General features: G+C 67.6%; 18 protein-coding genes. 14 read left to right on the top strand and 4 right to left on the bottom strand.

Features of this window, described 5'->3' with window-relative positions; all coding sequences use genetic code 11:
- Positions 1-26: 26 nt before the first annotated feature.
- The 7 genes from AC3ISA_RS00820 to AC3ISA_RS00790 all read left to right on the top strand — a co-directional run bounded on the left by AC3ISA_RS00820 (position 27) and on the right by AC3ISA_RS00790 (position 7,299).
- Complete coding sequence (locus tag AC3ISA_RS00820; protein WP_489180134.1) at positions 27-1,052, top strand: SAM-dependent methyltransferase; 1,026 nt, start codon at positions 27-29, stop codon at positions 1,050-1,052.
- A gap of 10 nt (positions 1,053-1,062) precedes the next feature.
- Positions 1,063-1,476, top strand: coding sequence for a DUF2177 family protein (locus AC3ISA_RS00815; RefSeq protein WP_372692882.1), 414 nt, complete (start codon positions 1,063-1,065; stop codon positions 1,474-1,476).
- Between the two features lie 101 nt (positions 1,477-1,577).
- Positions 1,578-2,831, top strand: a complete 1,254-nt coding sequence (locus AC3ISA_RS00810; protein WP_489178911.1) for an oligosaccharide flippase family protein — start codon at positions 1,578-1,580, stop codon at positions 2,829-2,831.
- Complete coding sequence (gene glf / locus AC3ISA_RS00805; protein ID WP_489178910.1) at positions 2,815-3,963, top strand: UDP-galactopyranose mutase; 1,149 nt, start codon at positions 2,815-2,817, stop codon at positions 3,961-3,963. Before AC3ISA_RS00810 ends, glf begins: the two co-directional genes overlap by 17 nt.
- Complete coding sequence (locus AC3ISA_RS00800) at positions 3,960-4,874, top strand: glycosyltransferase family 2 protein (RefSeq protein WP_489178908.1); 915 nt, start codon at positions 3,960-3,962, stop codon at positions 4,872-4,874. Before glf ends, AC3ISA_RS00800 begins: the two co-directional genes overlap by 4 nt.
- A gap of 35 nt (positions 4,875-4,909) precedes the next feature.
- Positions 4,910-6,097, top strand: coding sequence for an O-antigen ligase family protein (locus AC3ISA_RS00795; RefSeq protein WP_489178907.1), 1,188 nt, complete (start codon positions 4,910-4,912; stop codon positions 6,095-6,097).
- Positions 6,073-7,299: a glycosyltransferase family 4 protein gene (locus AC3ISA_RS00790; protein ID WP_489178906.1), complete on the top strand. Its 1,227-nt coding sequence runs from the start codon at positions 6,073-6,075 to the stop codon at positions 7,297-7,299. The genes AC3ISA_RS00795 and AC3ISA_RS00790 overlap by 25 nt, the downstream gene beginning before the upstream one ends.
- Here AC3ISA_RS00790 and AC3ISA_RS00785 read toward each other — a convergent pair.
- The 3 genes from AC3ISA_RS00785 to AC3ISA_RS00775 all read right to left on the bottom strand — a co-directional run bounded on the left by AC3ISA_RS00785 (position 7,239) and on the right by AC3ISA_RS00775 (position 9,927).
- Positions 7,239-8,300 (bottom strand): glycosyltransferase family 4 protein, encoded by a 1,062-nt coding sequence (locus AC3ISA_RS00785; RefSeq protein WP_489178905.1) that lies wholly within the window; start codon positions 8,298-8,300, stop codon positions 7,239-7,241. The genes AC3ISA_RS00790 and AC3ISA_RS00785 overlap by 61 nt on opposite strands.
- Entirely contained in the window at positions 8,293-9,393 is a 1,101-nt protein-coding gene (locus tag AC3ISA_RS00780) for a glycosyltransferase family 4 protein (RefSeq protein ID WP_489178904.1), read from the bottom strand. Before AC3ISA_RS00780 ends, AC3ISA_RS00785 begins: the two co-directional genes overlap by 8 nt.
- 72 nt (positions 9,394-9,465) lie before the next feature.
- Entirely contained in the window at positions 9,466-9,927 is a 462-nt protein-coding gene (locus AC3ISA_RS00775; protein ID WP_372692891.1) for a peptidylprolyl isomerase, read from the bottom strand.
- 73 nt (positions 9,928-10,000) lie between these two features.
- Between AC3ISA_RS00775 and AC3ISA_RS00770 the strand changes: the two genes are divergently transcribed.
- Positions 10,001-10,726, top strand: coding sequence for an RlmE family RNA methyltransferase (locus AC3ISA_RS00770; protein WP_489178903.1), 726 nt, complete (start codon positions 10,001-10,003; stop codon positions 10,724-10,726).
- A gap of 4 nt (positions 10,727-10,730) precedes the next feature.
- Here the strand turns inward: AC3ISA_RS00770 and AC3ISA_RS00765 are convergent, their stop codons facing one another.
- On the bottom strand, positions 10,731-11,282 hold the full coding sequence (locus tag AC3ISA_RS00765) for a DUF2061 domain-containing protein (RefSeq protein ID WP_489178902.1): 552 nt from the start codon (positions 11,280-11,282) through the stop codon (positions 10,731-10,733).
- A 127-nt stretch (positions 11,283-11,409) separates the two neighbouring features.
- On the opposite strand from AC3ISA_RS00765, the gene guaB reads away from it, so the two are divergent.
- From guaB to guaA, 6 genes are read left to right on the top strand one after another with little or no spacing between them, the layout of a single operon-like run.
- The gene (gene guaB / locus AC3ISA_RS00760; RefSeq protein WP_489178901.1) at positions 11,410-12,867 is read left to right on the top strand and encodes an IMP dehydrogenase; all 1,458 of its coding nucleotides are present in this window, start codon (positions 11,410-11,412) and stop codon (positions 12,865-12,867) included.
- A 4-nt stretch (positions 12,868-12,871) separates the two neighbouring features.
- Complete coding sequence (locus AC3ISA_RS00755; protein WP_489178900.1) at positions 12,872-13,273, top strand: MAPEG family protein; 402 nt, start codon at positions 12,872-12,874, stop codon at positions 13,271-13,273.
- A gap of 1 nt (position 13,274) precedes the next feature.
- Positions 13,275-14,576 carry an RsmB/NOP family class I SAM-dependent RNA methyltransferase gene (locus AC3ISA_RS00750; protein WP_489178898.1) on the top strand — a complete coding sequence of 434 codons (1,302 nt, stop codon included), beginning with the start codon at positions 13,275-13,277 and terminating at the stop codon, positions 14,574-14,576.
- Complete coding sequence (locus tag AC3ISA_RS00745) at positions 14,573-14,953, top strand: lysozyme inhibitor LprI family protein (protein WP_372692898.1); 381 nt, start codon at positions 14,573-14,575, stop codon at positions 14,951-14,953. The genes AC3ISA_RS00750 and AC3ISA_RS00745 overlap by 4 nt, the downstream gene beginning before the upstream one ends.
- Positions 14,950-15,651, top strand: a complete 702-nt coding sequence (locus AC3ISA_RS00740; protein ID WP_489178897.1) for a 5'-methylthioadenosine/S-adenosylhomocysteine nucleosidase — start codon at positions 14,950-14,952, stop codon at positions 15,649-15,651. The genes AC3ISA_RS00745 and AC3ISA_RS00740 overlap by 4 nt, the downstream gene beginning before the upstream one ends.
- Positions 15,648-17,204 carry a glutamine-hydrolyzing GMP synthase gene (gene guaA, locus AC3ISA_RS00735; RefSeq protein WP_489178896.1) on the top strand — a complete coding sequence of 519 codons (1,557 nt, stop codon included), beginning with the start codon at positions 15,648-15,650 and terminating at the stop codon, positions 17,202-17,204. The genes AC3ISA_RS00740 and guaA overlap by 4 nt, the downstream gene beginning before the upstream one ends.
- Positions 17,205-17,422 lie beyond the last annotated feature (218 nt).

Raw genomic sequence — 17,422 nt, 5'->3', positions numbered from 1 at the left:
TCCGCCTGATCGCCAAGGACGCCCTGATGAACCTGACCAATGTCGCCATTCGCCAGCTTCAGGACGCGCCGTTTCCGGATTTCGTGACGCGCCCGGCCATCGACAGCCTGGTGACGGAGGCGCGCAAGCGGCTGGATCGCGACGGCCCGCACGACGAGGCGGCGTTTGCGCAGGCGATGGCCCAGCGCGCCATCGCCGAACACACCGATGCGGCGAACGAACAGCATTACGAACTGCCGCCCGAGTTCTTCCAGCTGTGCCTGGGCAAGCGGCTGAAATACTCCTGCTGCCTATATCCCACCGGACGCGAGACGCTGGATCAGGCCGAGGAGGCGGCGCTGGCGGAAACCTGCGCCCATGCCGAGCTGAGCGATGGGCAGACGATCCTGGAGATGGGCTGCGGCTGGGGCTCGCTGTCGCTGTGGATGGCCGAGAAATATCCCAATTCGAAGATCACGGCGGTGTCGAACAGCCATGGGCAGCGCGGCCATATCGAGGCCCAGGCGGCGCAGCGGGGCCTGACCAATCTGACGGTCATCACCCAGGACATGAACGCCTTCGACACCGAGCAGCGGTTCGACCGCATCGTCTCGGTGGAGATGTTCGAGCATATGGCCAACTGGCGCGCCCTTCTGACCAAGGCGCGGGGCTGGCTGAAGGACGACGGGCGGATGTTCATCCACGTCTTCACGCACCGCGACGCCCCTTACCGGTTCGACCATACCGACAGCGGCGACTTCATCGCCCAGCATTTCTTCACCGGTGGGGTGATGCCCAGCCACGGCTTGATCCGGCAGTTCCCCGACCTGTTTGCGGTCGAGCAGGAATGGACCTGGAGCGGCGGCCACTATGCGAAGACCGCCAACGACTGGCTGGCGAACATGGACAGGAACTCCGACCGGGTCGCGGTGTTGATGCGCGAGACCTATGGCGACGACGCCAAACTGTGGACCCGGCGCTGGCGGCGCTTCTACCTGGCGACGGCCGGTCTGTTCGGAAACGACGAGGGCCGCACCTGGGCGGTCGGCCACTATCGCCTGAAACCCGCCTGAGGAGACGAGCATGATCAAATATGTCGCGGCATACCTTGGGGCGGGCCTGACGTTCGCAGCCATCGACTTCGTCTGGCTGACAACCATGACCGACCGGCTCTACAAGCCGGTGCTGGGGCCGATCATGCTGGACAAGCCGGACATGAAGGCGGCGGTGGCCTTTTACCTGATCTCCATCGCGGGGACGGTGTTCCTGGCCATCGCACCTGCCCTGAAAGAAGGGAACTGGACGCGGGCGGCGATCAATGGGGCGGTCCTGGGGTTCGTGGCCTATGCCACCTACGACCTGACCAATCAGGCGACGCTGGCGGTGTGGCAGACCAGGCTGACGATCATCGACCTGATCTGGGGCACGACCTTGACGATGGTGTCGGCGACGGGCGGCTATTTCGCCGCGCGCTGGGCCGAAGGCCGTTTCGGCTGAAGACCCCGTCTGACACCGCGCTTGCGAACAGGGTTATGCGTGTCTAAAGCTCATCCCTGAGTTGATCGCGGGGGCGGCAGTTGGGAGAAGGCGGTCACCGATTGCTGTCTGCGCGCGGCGTGGCCGACGCCGGCTGGCTGTATGGCGCGCATGTCGCCCGGTATGTTTCGCCCCTGTTGCTCTATCCCGTTCTGACACGGCGGCTGGGGCTGGATGGGTTCGGGGTCTATGCGGCGGGGATCGCGCTGGCGCTGATCGTGGCGGTGGTGGTCGATTACGGGCTTTCGATCTCGGGTCCGCGCGACATCGCCGGGACGGTCGAGGGGCGGGGCGCCATCGTTGGTCAGGCGCTGGCGATGCGCGTCGTGCTGGCGGCGCCGGCCGTCGTCGTCGGCGTTAGTTTGGCGATGATCAATCCTGTTCTGGACGGCGCGGGCGTCGTCGTGGCGATGGCGATCTTGCTGGGTGTGGGCCAGGGCGCCAGCCTGTTGTGGTTCTTTCAGGGAATTCGCGATCCAGCGCCGGCGGCGGTGCTGGAGGTCGGGTTTGCGTTGGCGGCGACGGTCGCAGTGCTGGCGTGGCCCAACCTGACGGTCGGCGGGGTGATGGCGGTTCAGGCGGTGGGCGTTTTGGCCGGGGCAGCCACAAGCGCATTGCTGCTGTTTCGGCGCCATGAGGTGACGGCCCCCGGGCGCGGGTTCGTGCGGCGGGCGCTGGTCGAGGGCGCGCCTCTGTTCGCCAGCCGGGCGGCAGTCGTCGCCTACACCGGGGCGGGAGTTCTGATGGTCGCGGCCCTGGCCGGGCCGGTGCAGGCGGCGCTGTATGGCGTGGCGGACCGGCTGGTAGCGGCGTCGGGGTCGTTGATGCGGCCGCTGGGCGGACTGATCGCGCCCCGGATCGCGGGGCTGCTGGTCGAGGATGCGGGGGCGGCCTTTCGAACGGCGCGTTGGGTGTTGGGGCTGTCGGCAGCGGCGTTCGTCGTGCTGGCGGCGGGTCTGACGCTGGGGGCGCCGATCCTGGTGCGGCTGCTGTTCGGGGAGGGGTTCGCGCCGGCGGTGGAGGTGTTGAGGATGCTGGCCTGGGTTCTGCCGCTGGTGGCGATCAGCCAGGTGCTGGGGCTGCATCTGATTACGCCGCTTCGCATGGACCGGCGGTTCGCCCTGATCGTCGGGGTGGGGTGCGTCGCGACGCTGGGACCGGCGGTTTTGCTGACGCCGACCTATGGCGCTGCGGGCATGGCGTGGGCGCGGATCGTCGGGGAGATGGCGGTGGTGGTCGCCTGTCTGATCTGCCTGAAGCCGCACTGGGCGTCGCTGTTCCAGAGCGGCGGGAGGCGTGATGTCCCGGCGGTATGACTGGCTGATCGTCGGGGCGGGATTCACCGGGGCTGTGGTCGCCGAGCGTTTGGCGCGCGGGCTGGATCAGACCGTGCTAGTGATCGACCGGCGCGACCACGTCGGCGGCAATGCGCACGACCGGCTCGACGACGGCGGGCGGCTGATCCACCCTTATGGGCCGCATGTGTTCCACACCAACAGCGGGCGGATCTTCGACTATCTGAGCCAGTTCACGGCGTGGCGGCCCTATTTCCATCGGGTCCGGGGTCATGTGGACGGGCGGCTGGTTCCCGTGCCGTTCAATCTGGATTCGATGCGGCTGTTGTTCCCCGAACGGATGGCGGACCGGCTGTCCGACACCTTGGTCCAGAGGTTCGGGTTCGGCGCGCGACCCAGCATTCATGATCTGAGACAGGCGGCGGACGACGCGGACCTAAGGTTCCTGGCGGACTATGTGTTCGACAAGCTGTTCGCCAACTACACCGCCAAACAGTGGGGCGTGGCCGCCGACGCCCTGGACGCGTCGGTCCTGGCGCGGGTGCCGGTCGCGATCAGCCGTGACGACCGGTATTTCACCGACCGATATCAGGCCATGCCGCGCGACGGGTATGGGGCCTTGTTCGACCGGCTGCTGGATCACCCCAACATCCATGTGTCGCTGAATACCGGCATGGATCAGGTCGGGGCGCAGACGTGGGACCGGATGGTCTATTGCGGGGCGCTGGACGACTATTTCGAGCGGTCGGCGGGGGACTTGCCCTATCGCAGCGTGCGGTTCGAGCATCAGGTCGTCGATGTGGAAGACGGCTTGCCGGTCGGGACCGTCAACTATCCCAATGAGTTCGATTTCACGCGGATCACCGACTTTCGCCACCTGACCGGCGAGCGGGGCGCGACGACGGCGACCGTGACCGAGTATCCGGTCGCGTATGAGGTCGGGGTGAACGCACCCTATTATCCGGTTCTGTCCGAGGCCTCTCGCGGCTTGGCGGCGCAGTATCGGGAGATGGCGGCGACGCTGGCGGGCAAGGTCTGGTTCGCCGGGCGGCTGGCGGATTTTCAGTATTACAACATGGACCAGGCGGTCGGGCGGGCGCTGAGCCTGGTCGAGAAGTCGCTGGCGCCGGCCGTGTCCAGGATGGCGGCGTGAAGCGTTCGGTCTGGGCGGTGGTGGTGACGTGGAACCGACGCGCGCTGCTGGAGCGGTGTCTGGCGCATCTGATCGCCCAGACGCGTCAGTGCGACGGGGTGGTCGTGGTCGACAACGCCAGCGACGACGGCACGGCCGAGATGCTGGCCGACGCCTGGGCGGGCAAGGCGCTGGTTGTGCGGATGCCGGTCAACACCGGCGGGGCGGGCGGGTTCAACGCGGGGATCCGGGCGGCGGTTGAGGCCGGGGCGGACCGGGTCTGGCTGATGGACGACGACGTGCTGGCCGCGCCCGATGCGCTGGAGGCGCTGTTGCGCGCGGAGACGATCCTGGAGGGCGAGGGGGTGACGCCGGCATTTATGTGCTCCAGCGTGCGCTCGCCGGATGGGCATCTGACCAATACGCCGGAGATCGACCGGCGCTGGAATGTGTTGGGCTATCCCGACTGGAGTGAGCGGCTGGAGCAGGGGGTGATCCCGGTGCGCCAGGCGACCTTCGTGTCGGTGATGGTCAGCCGGGCGGCGGTGGCGCGGCACGGCCTGCCGCTGGCGCCCATGTTCATCTGGGGCGACGATACGGAATATACGCTGCGGCTGACGCGGGATGGGCCGGGCTATCTGGTGGCCGCTAGTCGGGTGGTGCATGTGCGCGCGGCGCCGGGACATCTGACCATCGAGACCGAGGCCGATCCGGGGCGCGAGCGTCTGCACCGGTATCTGACCCGCAACGTCATCCTGGCCAAGCGACGGCATGAGGGGCAGGCGTCGGCCCTGCGCTATGTCGCGTCGCGTTTGCGGATCGCCGGCCGGCTGGCGTTGCAGGGGCGGTGGGGCAAGGCCGGGGTGCTGGTGGCCGGCGTCGTGGACGGGGCGCGGTTCGATCCGAAGGTCGAGCATTGCACGCCGTCCTAGGGTCGAGGCGGCGCACGGGCCTGCGATGGTCGCAGGTGAGCGCGGCCTATCAACGGGCGGTGCTGGTCCTGCTCGGGTTGGGCGTCACGCTGCCGATCTTTCTGGCGCCGGGACATGTCATCGGGCCGCGCTTAGGCGATCTGGCGCTGCTGCTTGCTCTGCCGTTGATCGGCGTGGAATGGCGGCGGATGACGGCTGTGCTGAAGGCGGCGGGGGCAGTCGCGGTCTTTTTTCTGATGGTCACGCTGTTGCTTCAGGCGTCGTGGGTCGGCGAGCGGTTGAATGCGTCGGACGCAGCCTTCTGGTTTCGCTGGATCGCGTCGGCTGGGGTCGCGCCGGCGGTGGCGAGCCTGATCCTGAGGGATGCGGCGCGGCGGCGGTTGTTGTTTACGGCGATCCTGATCGGGGCGGCGGGGCATCTGGCGACCTATGGGCTGACGCTGCTGGTCGGGTTGGAGACGCTGCAGGGGATCGGGCTGGCGTCGCCGCGCGCGGTCGTCACCACGGCGTCCGCTCAGGTTCGGATCACGACCCTGGCCGAGCATCCGAACGCGGCCATGGCGATGATCGGCCTTGCGGTTCCGGCCGGGGTGATCCTGGCGGGTCGGCGTTGGATGGCAGGAACGACGACATGGGGCGGAGGCGCCCTGGCGATCATGGGCTTCGTCAGCACTTTGTCGCGGGGCGGGATTGCGGCAGGCGTTCTGGCGGCTCTGGCCCGCATCGTCGTGGGATGGCGGTGGCGGCAGCGGATCAAGCCCCTGTCGGCGGTTCTGGCGGTCTGCATGCTCATTTCGGGAGTGTTGGTGGTGCAACTCGGGTGGTCCGAGATCGATACCGGCCGGTTTGCAAATCGGTTCGACCGGCCGGCGCTGGAGTATAACCTGGCGGGGCGGATGGCGACGTGGGGACGAACCGTCGATCTGGTGCTGGAACGGCCGCTGGGCGCGGGCTGGGTGTCGGCGGACGAGATGGGGACGTTTCGGGCGCTGTCGGTCAGCCACAACGGGTATCTGTTCATGGCGCGGACGGTGGGGGTGATCGCGGCCCTGGTCATGCTGGGGCTGCATCTGTGGTCGGCGGCGCGGCTGGACGCCCTGACGCCGCTGTCAGTCTATATGCTGATGACCTTGTTCAGCGAGGACCTGACGCAGGGGGCGGGGTTCGTCTTTCTGTCCTGCCTGGTCGGGGCGCTGGCGTGGCGACGGCCGGTGGCGCCGTGAGGGTGCTGATCGTCAACACTCTTTATCCCCCGGCCCAGGTCGGGGGCGCAGAACGCAGCGTGGCGCAGTTGGCACAGGGGCTGGTGCGGGCGGGGACCGATGTGTCGGTGCTGACGCTTCAGTCGGGACGGGAAGCTGTCGAGGCGGTGGTCGGGGGCGTTCCGGTGCATCGCCTGCCGTTGAACAACGTCTATTGGCCCTATGACGGCGCGCGCAGATCAGCGGTTCGGCGAGCCGTGTGGCATGGGCTTGAGGCCGCCAATCCGTGGATGGACGGGGCCGTGGATCGGGTCGTGGAGCGGGTGCGTCCCGACCTGGTCCATCTGCATCTGACGACGGGGTTTTCGTTGTCGGTCTATCGGGCGGCGGCGCGGCGAGACCTGCCGCTGGTGCAGACGTTGCGGGACTGGTCGATGATGTGCGCGCGGGCGTCGATGTTTCGGCGTGGGCGGCGCTGCGAGCGGCGGTGCGGGTCGTGCGTGGTGCTGACGGCGGCGAAGCGCGCGCAGGCGGTGGATTATGTGATCGGGCTGAGCCAGCCAGTGCTGGAGGCGCATAGGGCCGCCGGGTATTTTCGGGACGCTGCGGCGTCGGTGATCGGCAATGCGGCGGCACAGGCGGTGGTTTCGGCTCGGCCGTCGCTGGCGGACGATCCGGTCGTGACGTTCGGCTTCATGGGGCGGGTCGAGCCGGAGAAGGGGATCGAAGTCCTGTTGCGTGCGGCGACGGGGCTGGAGGGCGACTGGCGGCTGAGGATCGCGGGGCGGGGCGAGGCCGCCTATGTGGAGCGGCTGCGGCGGGCCTATGCCGATCCGCGCATCGTCTGGCTGGGGCAGGTGGAGGCGGCGGATTTCTGGCCTACCGTCGATGTCCTGGTCGCGCCGTCCGTCTGGGCCGAGCCGTTCGGTCGGGTCGTGGTCGAGGCGGTGCAGCAGGGGCGGGGCGTGATTGCGTCACGCATCGGGGGGCTGCCCGAGGCGACCAGCGGGGCGGGGGCGGCGATCTTGGTCGAGCCGGGCGACGAGGGTGCGTTGGCGCGGGCCATTGGCGAGGTGCTGGCAGGGCCGGAGCGTTGGCGGTTCGCCGGGGGTGGCGCGCCGATGTGGACCGAGGCCTCAATCGTCGAGGCCCACAGGGCGATCTATCGCCAGGTGCTGGTCAGAAGATCGTCGAGGATTTCAGCCGAGCGGGACCAGGAATAGAGCACGGCGCGGCGCAGGCCGGCGTTGCGGCGGGCGGGGTCTGTTGCGGTCAGCAGACGGGTCATGTGGACGGCCAGGGTCGCGTCGTCGTGGGGGGCGAAATAGAGAGCGGCGTCGGCGCAGACCTCTCGCGTCGCGACGATGTCCGAGGCGATGACCGGGCAGCCGTGGACGAAGGCTTCCAGCGGAGGGATGCCGAAACCTTCATAGAGGCTGGGAAATATGAGGCCGCGCGCGCCGCGGAGCAGGGCCGCGATCTCGACGTCGGAACGCCGGCCGGCGAAGATGAGACGCGGGTCGGTCTGGATGGTCGGTTGATCGAAGATTTTAGGCGCACGTGCGCCGATCAGGACCAGTCGAACGGTCGGGTCGGCAAGGTGAGTTAGGGCGCGGATCGCGACGGAAAGGTTCTTGTTCGACGTCAGATTGCCGAGGGCCACGAAATAGGAACGGCCCGTCAGGTTGAACCTGTCGATGGCGGCGGGGTCTGGCATGATGTTGCGAAGATGATCGGCGCTGTTCGGGGCCACGGTGATGTCGGCTGGCGGCAGGTTCAGCGCCGTCGCCAGCTCTCGGCGGGAGAACTCGGACACGGTGGCCAGTTGAGCCTGCTGCGCCAGCAGCCGGCCGAGGATGCGGTGGAAGGCGGCGTAGCCGCGACGGAAATGATCGGGACGACGGAAGACGGCGGCGTCGTGGATGACGACGACCTGACGGGGATGCAGAACGGGGCCTGAGCCGCCCAACGACAAGAGGCGGCCGTGGCGCGCGGCCCAGGCAAGGGCGGTCTGCTCCCACAGATGGCCGCATCCGCCCGGCACGGTCTGGACCGGGATGTTCGTAAGCTTGAGATCGTCGGCGCCGACGGGCGTCAGCAGGACGTAGCGGTCGGCGGCGCCGGGCCGATGGTCCAGGGCGCGGACGATCTCGCGGGCATAGCGTTGCACCCCGCTCATGGGCTGGGTCAGGAAGCGGCCGTTGACGAAGATCGGCTCAGCCACCGAGGCGCTTCAGGGCGAAGGCGTCGCGGTAGATCTGGACCGTCTGTTCGGCCATGCGCGACGCGCACAGGGCGGTCTTCGCAACAGGCAAGGGGACCACCCGGCTTTGCAGCGCGGCGAGCATCGCCTGGGCCAGATCGTCCGGCGCGGCGTCCTGGGGCAGGCGGTCGATGCGGGCGCCGGCCTGGATCAGGTGAGCAATGCCGCCGACATCTGTGGTCACGATCGGCAGGCCCAGGGCGGCGGCCTCGATCATGGCGTAGGAACCAGCCTCGTAGCGGCTGGTCATGGCGAACAGGTCGAAGCCAGCCATCAAAGATCGAGCGTCGCGGCCGCCCATCAGCCGCACGGCCCGGCCACCGGCGGCCTTGACGGACTGGGCCAGATCGCCGTCGCCGATCAACACGCCGACGACGCGCGGATCGGCGGCGTTCGCCAGACGCACGGCGTGGGCGAAGCGAACGGGGTCCTTCTGCGCGCAAAGCCGACCGACGAAACCGACCGCGAGGGCGTCGTCGGGGAGGTCCAACGCCCGTCGGGCCGCGTGACGATCTGTGGACGGCAGGGCGGCAAGGCCGTTGGGGACGACGTGGAGGCGATGTGAAGTCAGACCCCAGCGGCGTGCGACGGCGGCTTCCTCGTCGGAGACCGCGATGACGGCGTCGCCGCCCGCTTGCGTCAACAGGAACTCCGCGATGCCGGCGACGGTCTTCGACGGGCCGGGCGGACTCATCATCGGCAGGGCGTGGGGGGTGTAGACGCGGGCGGCGCCGGGCGCGTGGGCCAGGCGAACCAGGGCGCCGGCCTTGGCGCTATGGCCGTGCACGATCTCGAACGGGCCGAGACGCGCGATCAGACTGTTGAGCGCGTGAAGACAGGCGATGTCCCACGGACCGACGCCGCGTCGCATCGGCAGGCGTTCGAGGGCGTGCAGGGAAAGGGCGGCGACCTCGATCTGAAACCAGGCGTCGGCGCGTCGCGGGGAATAGATCAGGGAGACCTGATGGCCGCTCTGGATCAAAGCGCGGGCCAGATCGACCACGTGACGCCCCGAGCCGCCGCCAGACGGCTCGATGACCAGAAGTATGCGCAAGGATGGCGTCCCCCGACGATGGCTCAGTCTTGCAACTGAAGGCCATCATCGAGAAACGTCAAGATTGTCGTCTTAGTTGACCGTCGCCTTGACGATCTTGCCGGGCGCGCGGGGCGGCTCGCCCTTGGGCAGGGCGTCGACGTGGTCCATGCCGGATTCGACTTCGCCCCAGACGGTGTACTGGCGATCCAGGAAGGTGGCGTCGTCCAGGCAGATGAAGAACTGCGAGTTGGCGCTGTTGGGATCCGAGGTGCGGGCCATCGAGCAGACGCCGCGCACGTGCGGCTCGGCCGAGAATTCGGCCTTGAGGTTGGGTTTCTTGGAGCCCGAGGTGCCGGTGCCGGTCGGGTCGCCGCCCTGGGCCATGAAGCCCGGGATCACGCGGTGGAAGACGACGCCGTCATAGAAGCCTTCCGAGGCCAGTTCGGTGATGCGTTCGACGTGGCCGGGAGCCAGGTCCGAGCGCAGTTTGATGACCACGTCGCGGGCTTCGCCGTCGCCGGTGTCCAGGGTGAAGGTCAGGGTTTCGGCCATTTCGGTCGTCCTCTTGGGGGTTGATTTGAGGCGGGACATAGCCCGCAACGCCGGTCGGGGCTATGTGGGAACGATGAGTGAAGACGAAAAGCCCGCGAATCAAAAGTCTGGGGAACGCCGCCGCATGGTCAAACCGCCCACGGGCGGCACCGCCGCCGGGCGCGGCATGGGCACCAAGATGAAGACGGCCGACACCAAGTCCATGTCGAGCCAGCAGTGGATCAAACGGCAACTCGCCGACAAATGGTCGGAGAAGGCGCGGGCCGAGGGCTGGCGTTCGCGCGCGGCCTTCAAGCTGATCGAGATCGACGACAAATTTCACCTGATCAAGCGCGGCTGCAAGGTCATCGACCTGGGCGCGGCGCCGGGCGGCTGGATCCAGGTGGCGGTCAATCGCGGGGCCGGGGCGGTGGCGGGCGTGGACCTGTTGATGATCGAGCCGATCCCCGGTTCGACGCTGTTGCAGGCCGACTTCACCCATCCGGGCGTGGACCAGCAACTGATCGACGCCATCGGCGGGGCGCCGGACCTGGTGCTGTCGGACATGGCGCACAACACGGTCGGTCACCGCCAGACCGACCACCTGAAGATCATCGCCCTGATCGAGATCGCCGCCGACTTCGCCATCCGCACCCTGCGGCCGGGCGGGAATTTCGTGTCCAAGAACTTCCAGGGCGGCGACGCCGGAGGGGTTCTGGCGCGGTTGCGCGAGGAGTTCGAGACGGTGAAATACGTCAAGCCGGAATCGAGCCGCAAGAATAGCGCCGAGGTCTTCCTGGTGGCGCTGAACAAGCGATGAGGCGTCAGGCGGTCGCCGTGCTCTCACGCGCCCGGCGGTCTTCGATCCGGGCCCAGATGCGGTCGTGCAAGGTGAAGAAGACCGTCTGGACTAGCGGCTCGATCATGCCGATGGCGAGGGCCGTGCGGATGTCATTGGTCAGGGCGTAGGCGACCGTGACCGCGACGGTGAAATGCATGACGCCATAGGTCACGGTCTTCAGCGCGACCTGTTTGAGGGAGCGGGGCAGGGCGTGGCTGTGGCCGCGATGGCCGTGGGCGTCGTGCGAACGTTGCTGTTCCTCGGGCGACATGATGTCGAGGCGGGCGGTGAAGGCCTCGGTCGCTTCTTCGATGTTGGAGGCCATGCGGCGCCGCTCGACCCGGTGCCAGACGCGGTCGTGGACGGTGTAGGCGATGGTCTGGAAGATCGGCTCGACCATGCCGACGGCCAAGGCGATGCGCCAATCGCGCGTGATGGCGAAGGCCACCAGGATGGCCACGACCAGGTGCATGACACCGTAGCTGGCGATCTTCAGAGCCAGTTTGCGTGCGGTGCTGAGGATGACGCCGACCATGCGAAAAGAATGGTGGTCGGCCCTGCGGGTTGCAAAGCAATAAAATCTATTGGGTCCATAAGCCGCAAGACCCTTGCCGTTGACCCCTCCTGACCGTTATACGCGGCCCGCAAAACGGAGACTCCCTATGGAGATACGCGAAGGACTGACCTTCGACGATGTTTTGCTCGAACCCGGCCCGTCCGAGTTCATGCCGGCGATGGTCGATGTCTCGACCCAGCTGACACGCGACATCAGACTGAACATCCCGCTGCTGTCGTCCGCCATGGACACGGTGACGGAAAGCCGCCTGGCCATCGCCATGGCCCAGTCCGGCGGCCTGGGCGTGCTGCACCGCAACATGACCATCGAGGAGCAGGCCGACGAGGTCCGCGCCGTCAAACGCTATGAGAGCGGGATGGTGGTCAACCCGGTGACGGTCGGCCCGCAGACGACGTTGGGCGAAGTGCGCGAGATCGTGGCGCGCAAGAAGATCACCGGCTTCCCGGTCGTCGATCCGGCGACGGGCAAGCTGGTCGGGATGCTGACCCACCGCGACATGCGGTTCGAGAGCGATCTGAGCCTCACGGCGGCCTCGCTGATGACCACGGGCGATCTGATCACGGTGCGCGAAGGCGCCGGTCGCGACGAGGCGCGCGACTTGCTGAAGACCCGCAAGATCGAACGCGTCATCGTGGTGGACGAGGATTATCGGGCCGTCGGCCTGATCACCATGAAGGACATCGAGAAGGCCCAGGCCTTCCCCCATGCGGCCAAGGACGATCAGGGTCGTCTGCTGGTGGGCGCAGCCTCGACGGTCGGCGACGCCGGCTACGAGCGGGCGATGGCCCTGGCCGACGCGGGTTGCGACGTGGTGGTGATCGATACCGCCCACGGCCATTCGGCCTCGGTCGCCCAGGTGGTCGAGCGCATCAAGCGCGAGAACAATCGGCTGCAGATCATCGCCGGCAATGTCGCCACCTATGATGCGACGCGCGCCCTGATCGACGCGGGCGCCGATGCGGTGAAGGTCGGCATCGGTCCGGGCAGCATCTGCACGACCCGTATCGTGGCGGGCGTGGGCGTGCCGCAACTGACGGCGGTGATGGACTCCGCACGGGCCGCGCGCGGCACCGGCGCCTCGGTCATCGCCGACGGCGGCATCAAATATTCCGGCGACCTGGCCAAGGCCATCGCGGCCGGCGCCAACGTGGCCATGATGGGCTCGATGTTCGCCGGCACCGACGAAAGCCCCGGCGAGGTGTTCCTGTATCAGGGCCGCAGCTACAAGTCGTACCGCGGCATGGGTTCGGTCGGCGCGATGGCGCGCGGCTCGGCGGATCGCTACTTCCAGAAGGAAGTCTCGTCCGAGAAGCTGGTGCCCGAAGGCATCGAGGGTCAGACGCCGTACAAGGGGCCGATCAGCCCCGTCCTGCACCAGATGGTCGGCGGCTTGCGCGCCTCCATGGGCTATGTGGGCGCTGGCACCATCGCCGACTTCCAGGAGCGCGCGCGCTTCGTTCGCATCACCGGCGCGGGCCTGCGGGAGAGCCACGTCCACGACGTGATGATCACGCGTGAGGCGCCGAACTACAGACAGGGATAAGGCCATGACGACCGAACTGACCTATCTGGCCCTGACGTTGATCCTGGCGCTGGTGCAGGTCTTCCTGCCGGCCGGGGCGCGGACGGTCGAGTTCGGCTCGAAGTGGAATGCGGGTGCGCGCGACCAGACGCCGGCGGCGACGAAGCCGCTGACCGGCCGTCTCGAACGCGCCCAGGCCAACCTGTTCGAGACCCTGCCGCTGTTCATCGGCGCCGTGCTGATCGCCCATGTGATCGGCGCGGCCGGTCCGCTAACCCTGTGGGGGACGGCGCTCTATTTCTGGGCGCGCGTTGTCTATGTGCCGCTCTACGCCTTTGGCGTTCCCTATGTCCGGTCGCTGGTCTGGGTGGTCTCGCTTGCGGGACTGGTCATGGTCCTGGCGTCCCTGTTTTTCCTGAAAGCCTGACTTGACCCCAGCCGCCCGCCTCGCCGCCGCCGCCTCTGTCCTGGACTCCATGGCCCAGGGCCGCCAACCGGCGGAAACCGTTCTGAAGGCCTGGGGGGCCGCCAACCGATACGCCGGGTCCAAGGACCGGCGGGCCATCGCCGATCATGTCTACAAGGTGCTGCGTGCGCGCGGCCGGCTGTCGTGGATCATGGGGGGGCGCGAGGACGGCCGGGCCCTGGTGATCGGCTCGCTGCACGCCATCGACGGCCTGTCGGTGGAAGAGATCGAGGCCCTGCACTCAGGCGACGGCTATGGCCCGCGCCCGCTGTCGAAACAGGAACGCAGTCGTATCATGGGCGGGCAGGGCGAACTGCCCGGCTGGGTCGCCGCCGGCCTGCCCGAGTTCGTGGTCGAGGATTTCAAGGCCACCTTCGGCGAGCGTTGGACCGAAGAGGCCCACGCCCTGATGGCCCCGCGCGCGCCCATCGACCTGCGCGTCAATGACGCCAAGGCCACGCTGGACGAGGTCGAGGCCGAGCTGAAGGCGGCAGGTCTTGAGGTTTCGCGCACCCCATGGTCCACGCTGGGCCTGCGCGTCCCGTCGGAGCCGCCGCCCAACATCCAGGCGCTGGACGGCTTCAAGGCCGGCAAGTTCGAGATTCAGGACGAAGGCAGCCAGGTCGTTTGCTGGCTGGCGGGGGCGCAACCCGGCACGACGGTGGTGGACTATTGCGCCGGCGGCGGCGGCAAGACTCTGGGTCTGGCCCAGGCCATGACGGGGCAGGGCAAGCTGATCGCCGCCGACGTCGTCAACAAGCGGCTGGAGAACATCCGTCCCCGCCTTCAACGCGCGGGCGTAGAGGCGGACCTGGTGCTGATCGGCCAGAACGGCGGCGGGCTGGAAGCCGTCAACGGCCAGGCCGATTTGGTCTTCGTGGATGCGCCCTGCTCGGGTTCGGGCACCTGGCGGCGTCGCCCCGAGGACGCCTGGCGTCTGACGGCCGAAGAGGTCGACAAGGTGCATGCGCTTCAGGTCCGCATCCTGGGGCAGGCCGGCAAGTTGGTGAAGCCGGGCGGCCGTCTGGTCTATGTCACCTGTTCGATGCTGGCGCGCGAGAACGAGGCCAGCGCCGACGCCTTTGAGGCCGCCAATCCCGAGTTCCGCCCCGTCCCCGTCGCCGATGTCCTGTCGGCGCCGCAATTGACCGACGCCGCCCGCGCGAGGTTCGCCGAACTGGCGTCCGGCGCGCGTCTGCGCCTGTCGCCAGCCTCGGCCGACACCGACGGCTTCTTCGCCGCCGTTTACGAGCGCACGGCATGATCCTGTCTCTGGTTCTGGCCCTGATCACCGGCCCCATGGCGGTTCAGGATCGTTCGGATACCTATTTCACCTGTCAGGCGCAGTCCAAGGGCGCGGGTTTTCAGACCTGTCTCGACAATGCCCTGGCGGACGAGGATCGCGCGCTGAACGCGACCTACCGCGCCGCGCGGCAGGGTCTGGACCGGGCCGAGACGCTGCAACTGCGCGACCGCCAACGCGCCTGGATTCGGGCGCGCGACGCGGCCTGCGACAGTCGCGCGGCGGATCAGTCGGAGCCGGCAGCGGCGATGGCTACGCGCACCGACTGCCTGCTGACCTGGACGGCGGAGCGAAGCCTGTGGCTTGAGAACACCTATCTGACGGGGTCGCGCAAGTGAGCCACGGCCTGCACCGGTTCGGACCCGTGTCCGTCCTGTGCGTCATGGCCGCGCCCGCCGAATACGGCCTGCATCTTCAGGCCCGCATCCAGCCGCTGATGACCGGCGTCGGCCCGGTCGAGGCCGCCGTGGCCCTGACCGCCGCCCTGGCGCTACTGGAGGCGGCGGGCGATCTGCCGGACCTGATCGTGTCGCTGGGGTCGTGCGGGTCGAGGGTGCTGGAACACGCCTGCGTCTATCAAGCCGCGTCGGTCGCCTATCGCGACATGGACGCCAGCGCTCTGGGGTTCGCCAAGGGGGTGACGCCGTTGCTGGACCAGCCCGCGATCCTGTCTCTGCCGTGCCCGATCCCCGGTGTGCCGACCGCTGCGCTGTCTACGGGGGCCAACGTCGTCTCCGGCGCCGCCTATGACGCCATCGACGCCGAGATGGTGGACATGGAGACCTGGGCCCTGGTCCGGTCGGCCCAGACCTTCGGTGTGCCTCTGATCGCCCTGCGCGGCGTGTCGGACGGCCGCGCCGAGTTGAAGGCGCTGGAAGACTGGACCTCGACCCTGCATCATGTGGACGAGAACCTGGCCGCCGCCCTGGATCGTCTGATCGCCGTGCTGGAGGCCGACGGCCTCGCCGCTCTTGATATCCCGGCCGCACCCGGCCAAGACCCCGCCCATCTCTCCCCGGATTCGATCACGCCATGACCACGCCGCACCAGAAGGTTCTCATCGTCGATTTCGGCAGCCAGGTGACGCAGTTGATCGCGCGCCGTCTGCGCGAGGCCAGCGTCTATTGCGAAATCCATCCGTTCCAGAAGGCCGAGGCCGCACTGGCGGCCATGAACCCGGCGGCCATCATCCTGTCGGGCGGTCCCGAGAGCGTCCATGAAGAGGGCAGCCCCCGCGCGCCGCAGGGCGTGTTCGAGGCGGGCGTGCCGGTGCTGGGCATCTGCTACGGCGAGATGACCATATGCGAACAGCTGGGCGGCAAGGTCGAGGGCGGCCACACGCGCGAGTTCGGCCGCGCCGAGATCACCGTCGAGAAGGCCTCGCCCCTGCTGGCCGACCTGGCCCCAGTCGGCGAGGAGGAGACCGTCTGGATGAGCCACGGCGACAAGATCGTCGCCATTCCCGACGGTTTCGACGTCGTCGCCTCCTCGGCCGGCTCGCCCTATGCGGTGATCGCCGACGAGACCCGCCGCTTCTATGGCGTGCAGTTCCACCCCGAGGTGATGCACACCCCGCGCGGCCATCAGATGCTGAAGAACTTCACCCACGGCATCGCCGGGCTGAAGGGCGACTGGACCATGGCCGCCTATCGCGACGAGAAGATCGCCCAGATCCGCGAACAGGTGGGCGACGCCAAGGTGATCTGCGGCCTGTCGGGCGGCGTGGATAGTTCGGTCGCGGCCGTGTTGATCCACGAGGCCATCGGCGACCAGCTGACCTGCGTGTTCGTGGACACCGGCCTGCTGCGCAAGGACGAGGCGAAACAGGTCACGACCCTGTTCCGTGAGCACTACAACATCCCGCTGGTGCATGTTGATGCGTCGAAGGAATTCCTTGGCGAGCTGGCGGGTCAGTCGGACCCCGAAACCAAGCGCAAGATCATCGGCCGTGTCTTCATCGAGATCTTCGACCGCGAGGCCAACAAGATCGAAGGCGCCGAATTCCTGGCCCAGGGCACGCTTTACCCCGACGTGATCGAGAGCGTGTCGTCATCGTCCGGCAAGGCCCATGTGATCAAGAGCCACCACAACGTCGGCGGCCTGCCCGACTATATGAAGCTAAAGCTGGTCGAACCGCTGCGCGAGTTGTTCAAGGACGAGGTCCGGGCTCTGGGTCGCGAACTGGGCCTGACCGACGCCTTCGTGGGTCGCCACCCGTTCCCCGGACCGGGCCTGGCCATCCGCATCCCCGGCGAGATCACGCCCGACGCCGTCGAGACCCTGCAACAGGCCGACGCCATCTATCTGGACGAAATCCGCAAGGCCGGTCTCTACGACCAGATCTGGCAGGCCTTCGCCGTCCTGCTGCCCGTCAAGACCGTCGGCGTCATGGGCGACGCCCGCACCTACGAAAAGGTCCTGGCCCTGCGCGCCGTCTCCTCCACCGACGGCATGACCGCCGACTTCTACCAATTCCCCTGGGATGTCCTGGGCAAGACCGCGACGCGCATCATCAACGAAGTGCGGGGCGTGAACCGGGTGGTCTACGACGTGACATCCAAGCCGCCTGGGACGATCGAATGGGAATGATTCAGGGTTTTCGGCATCTTTCGACGCCACTTCCGAATCTATCACTAAATCACTGACTTACAAGATAAATAGCTTCGCTGCCTCTCGGTACCTATCGAGGGGCAGCGAACGCAATTGTCGGCCTGCCAGACGGTCTTCCTCCCATTGCCTTCGACGGCTTCGATTCATACCGTCATAGGGCTGAGGGTGTTCTGACGGTCTTTTTTTTGATCCAAGCT

The sequence above is a fragment of the Brevundimonas sp. KH_058 genome (assembly GCF_057838505.1).
This window is presented reverse-complemented; position numbering and strand designations above follow the sequence as displayed.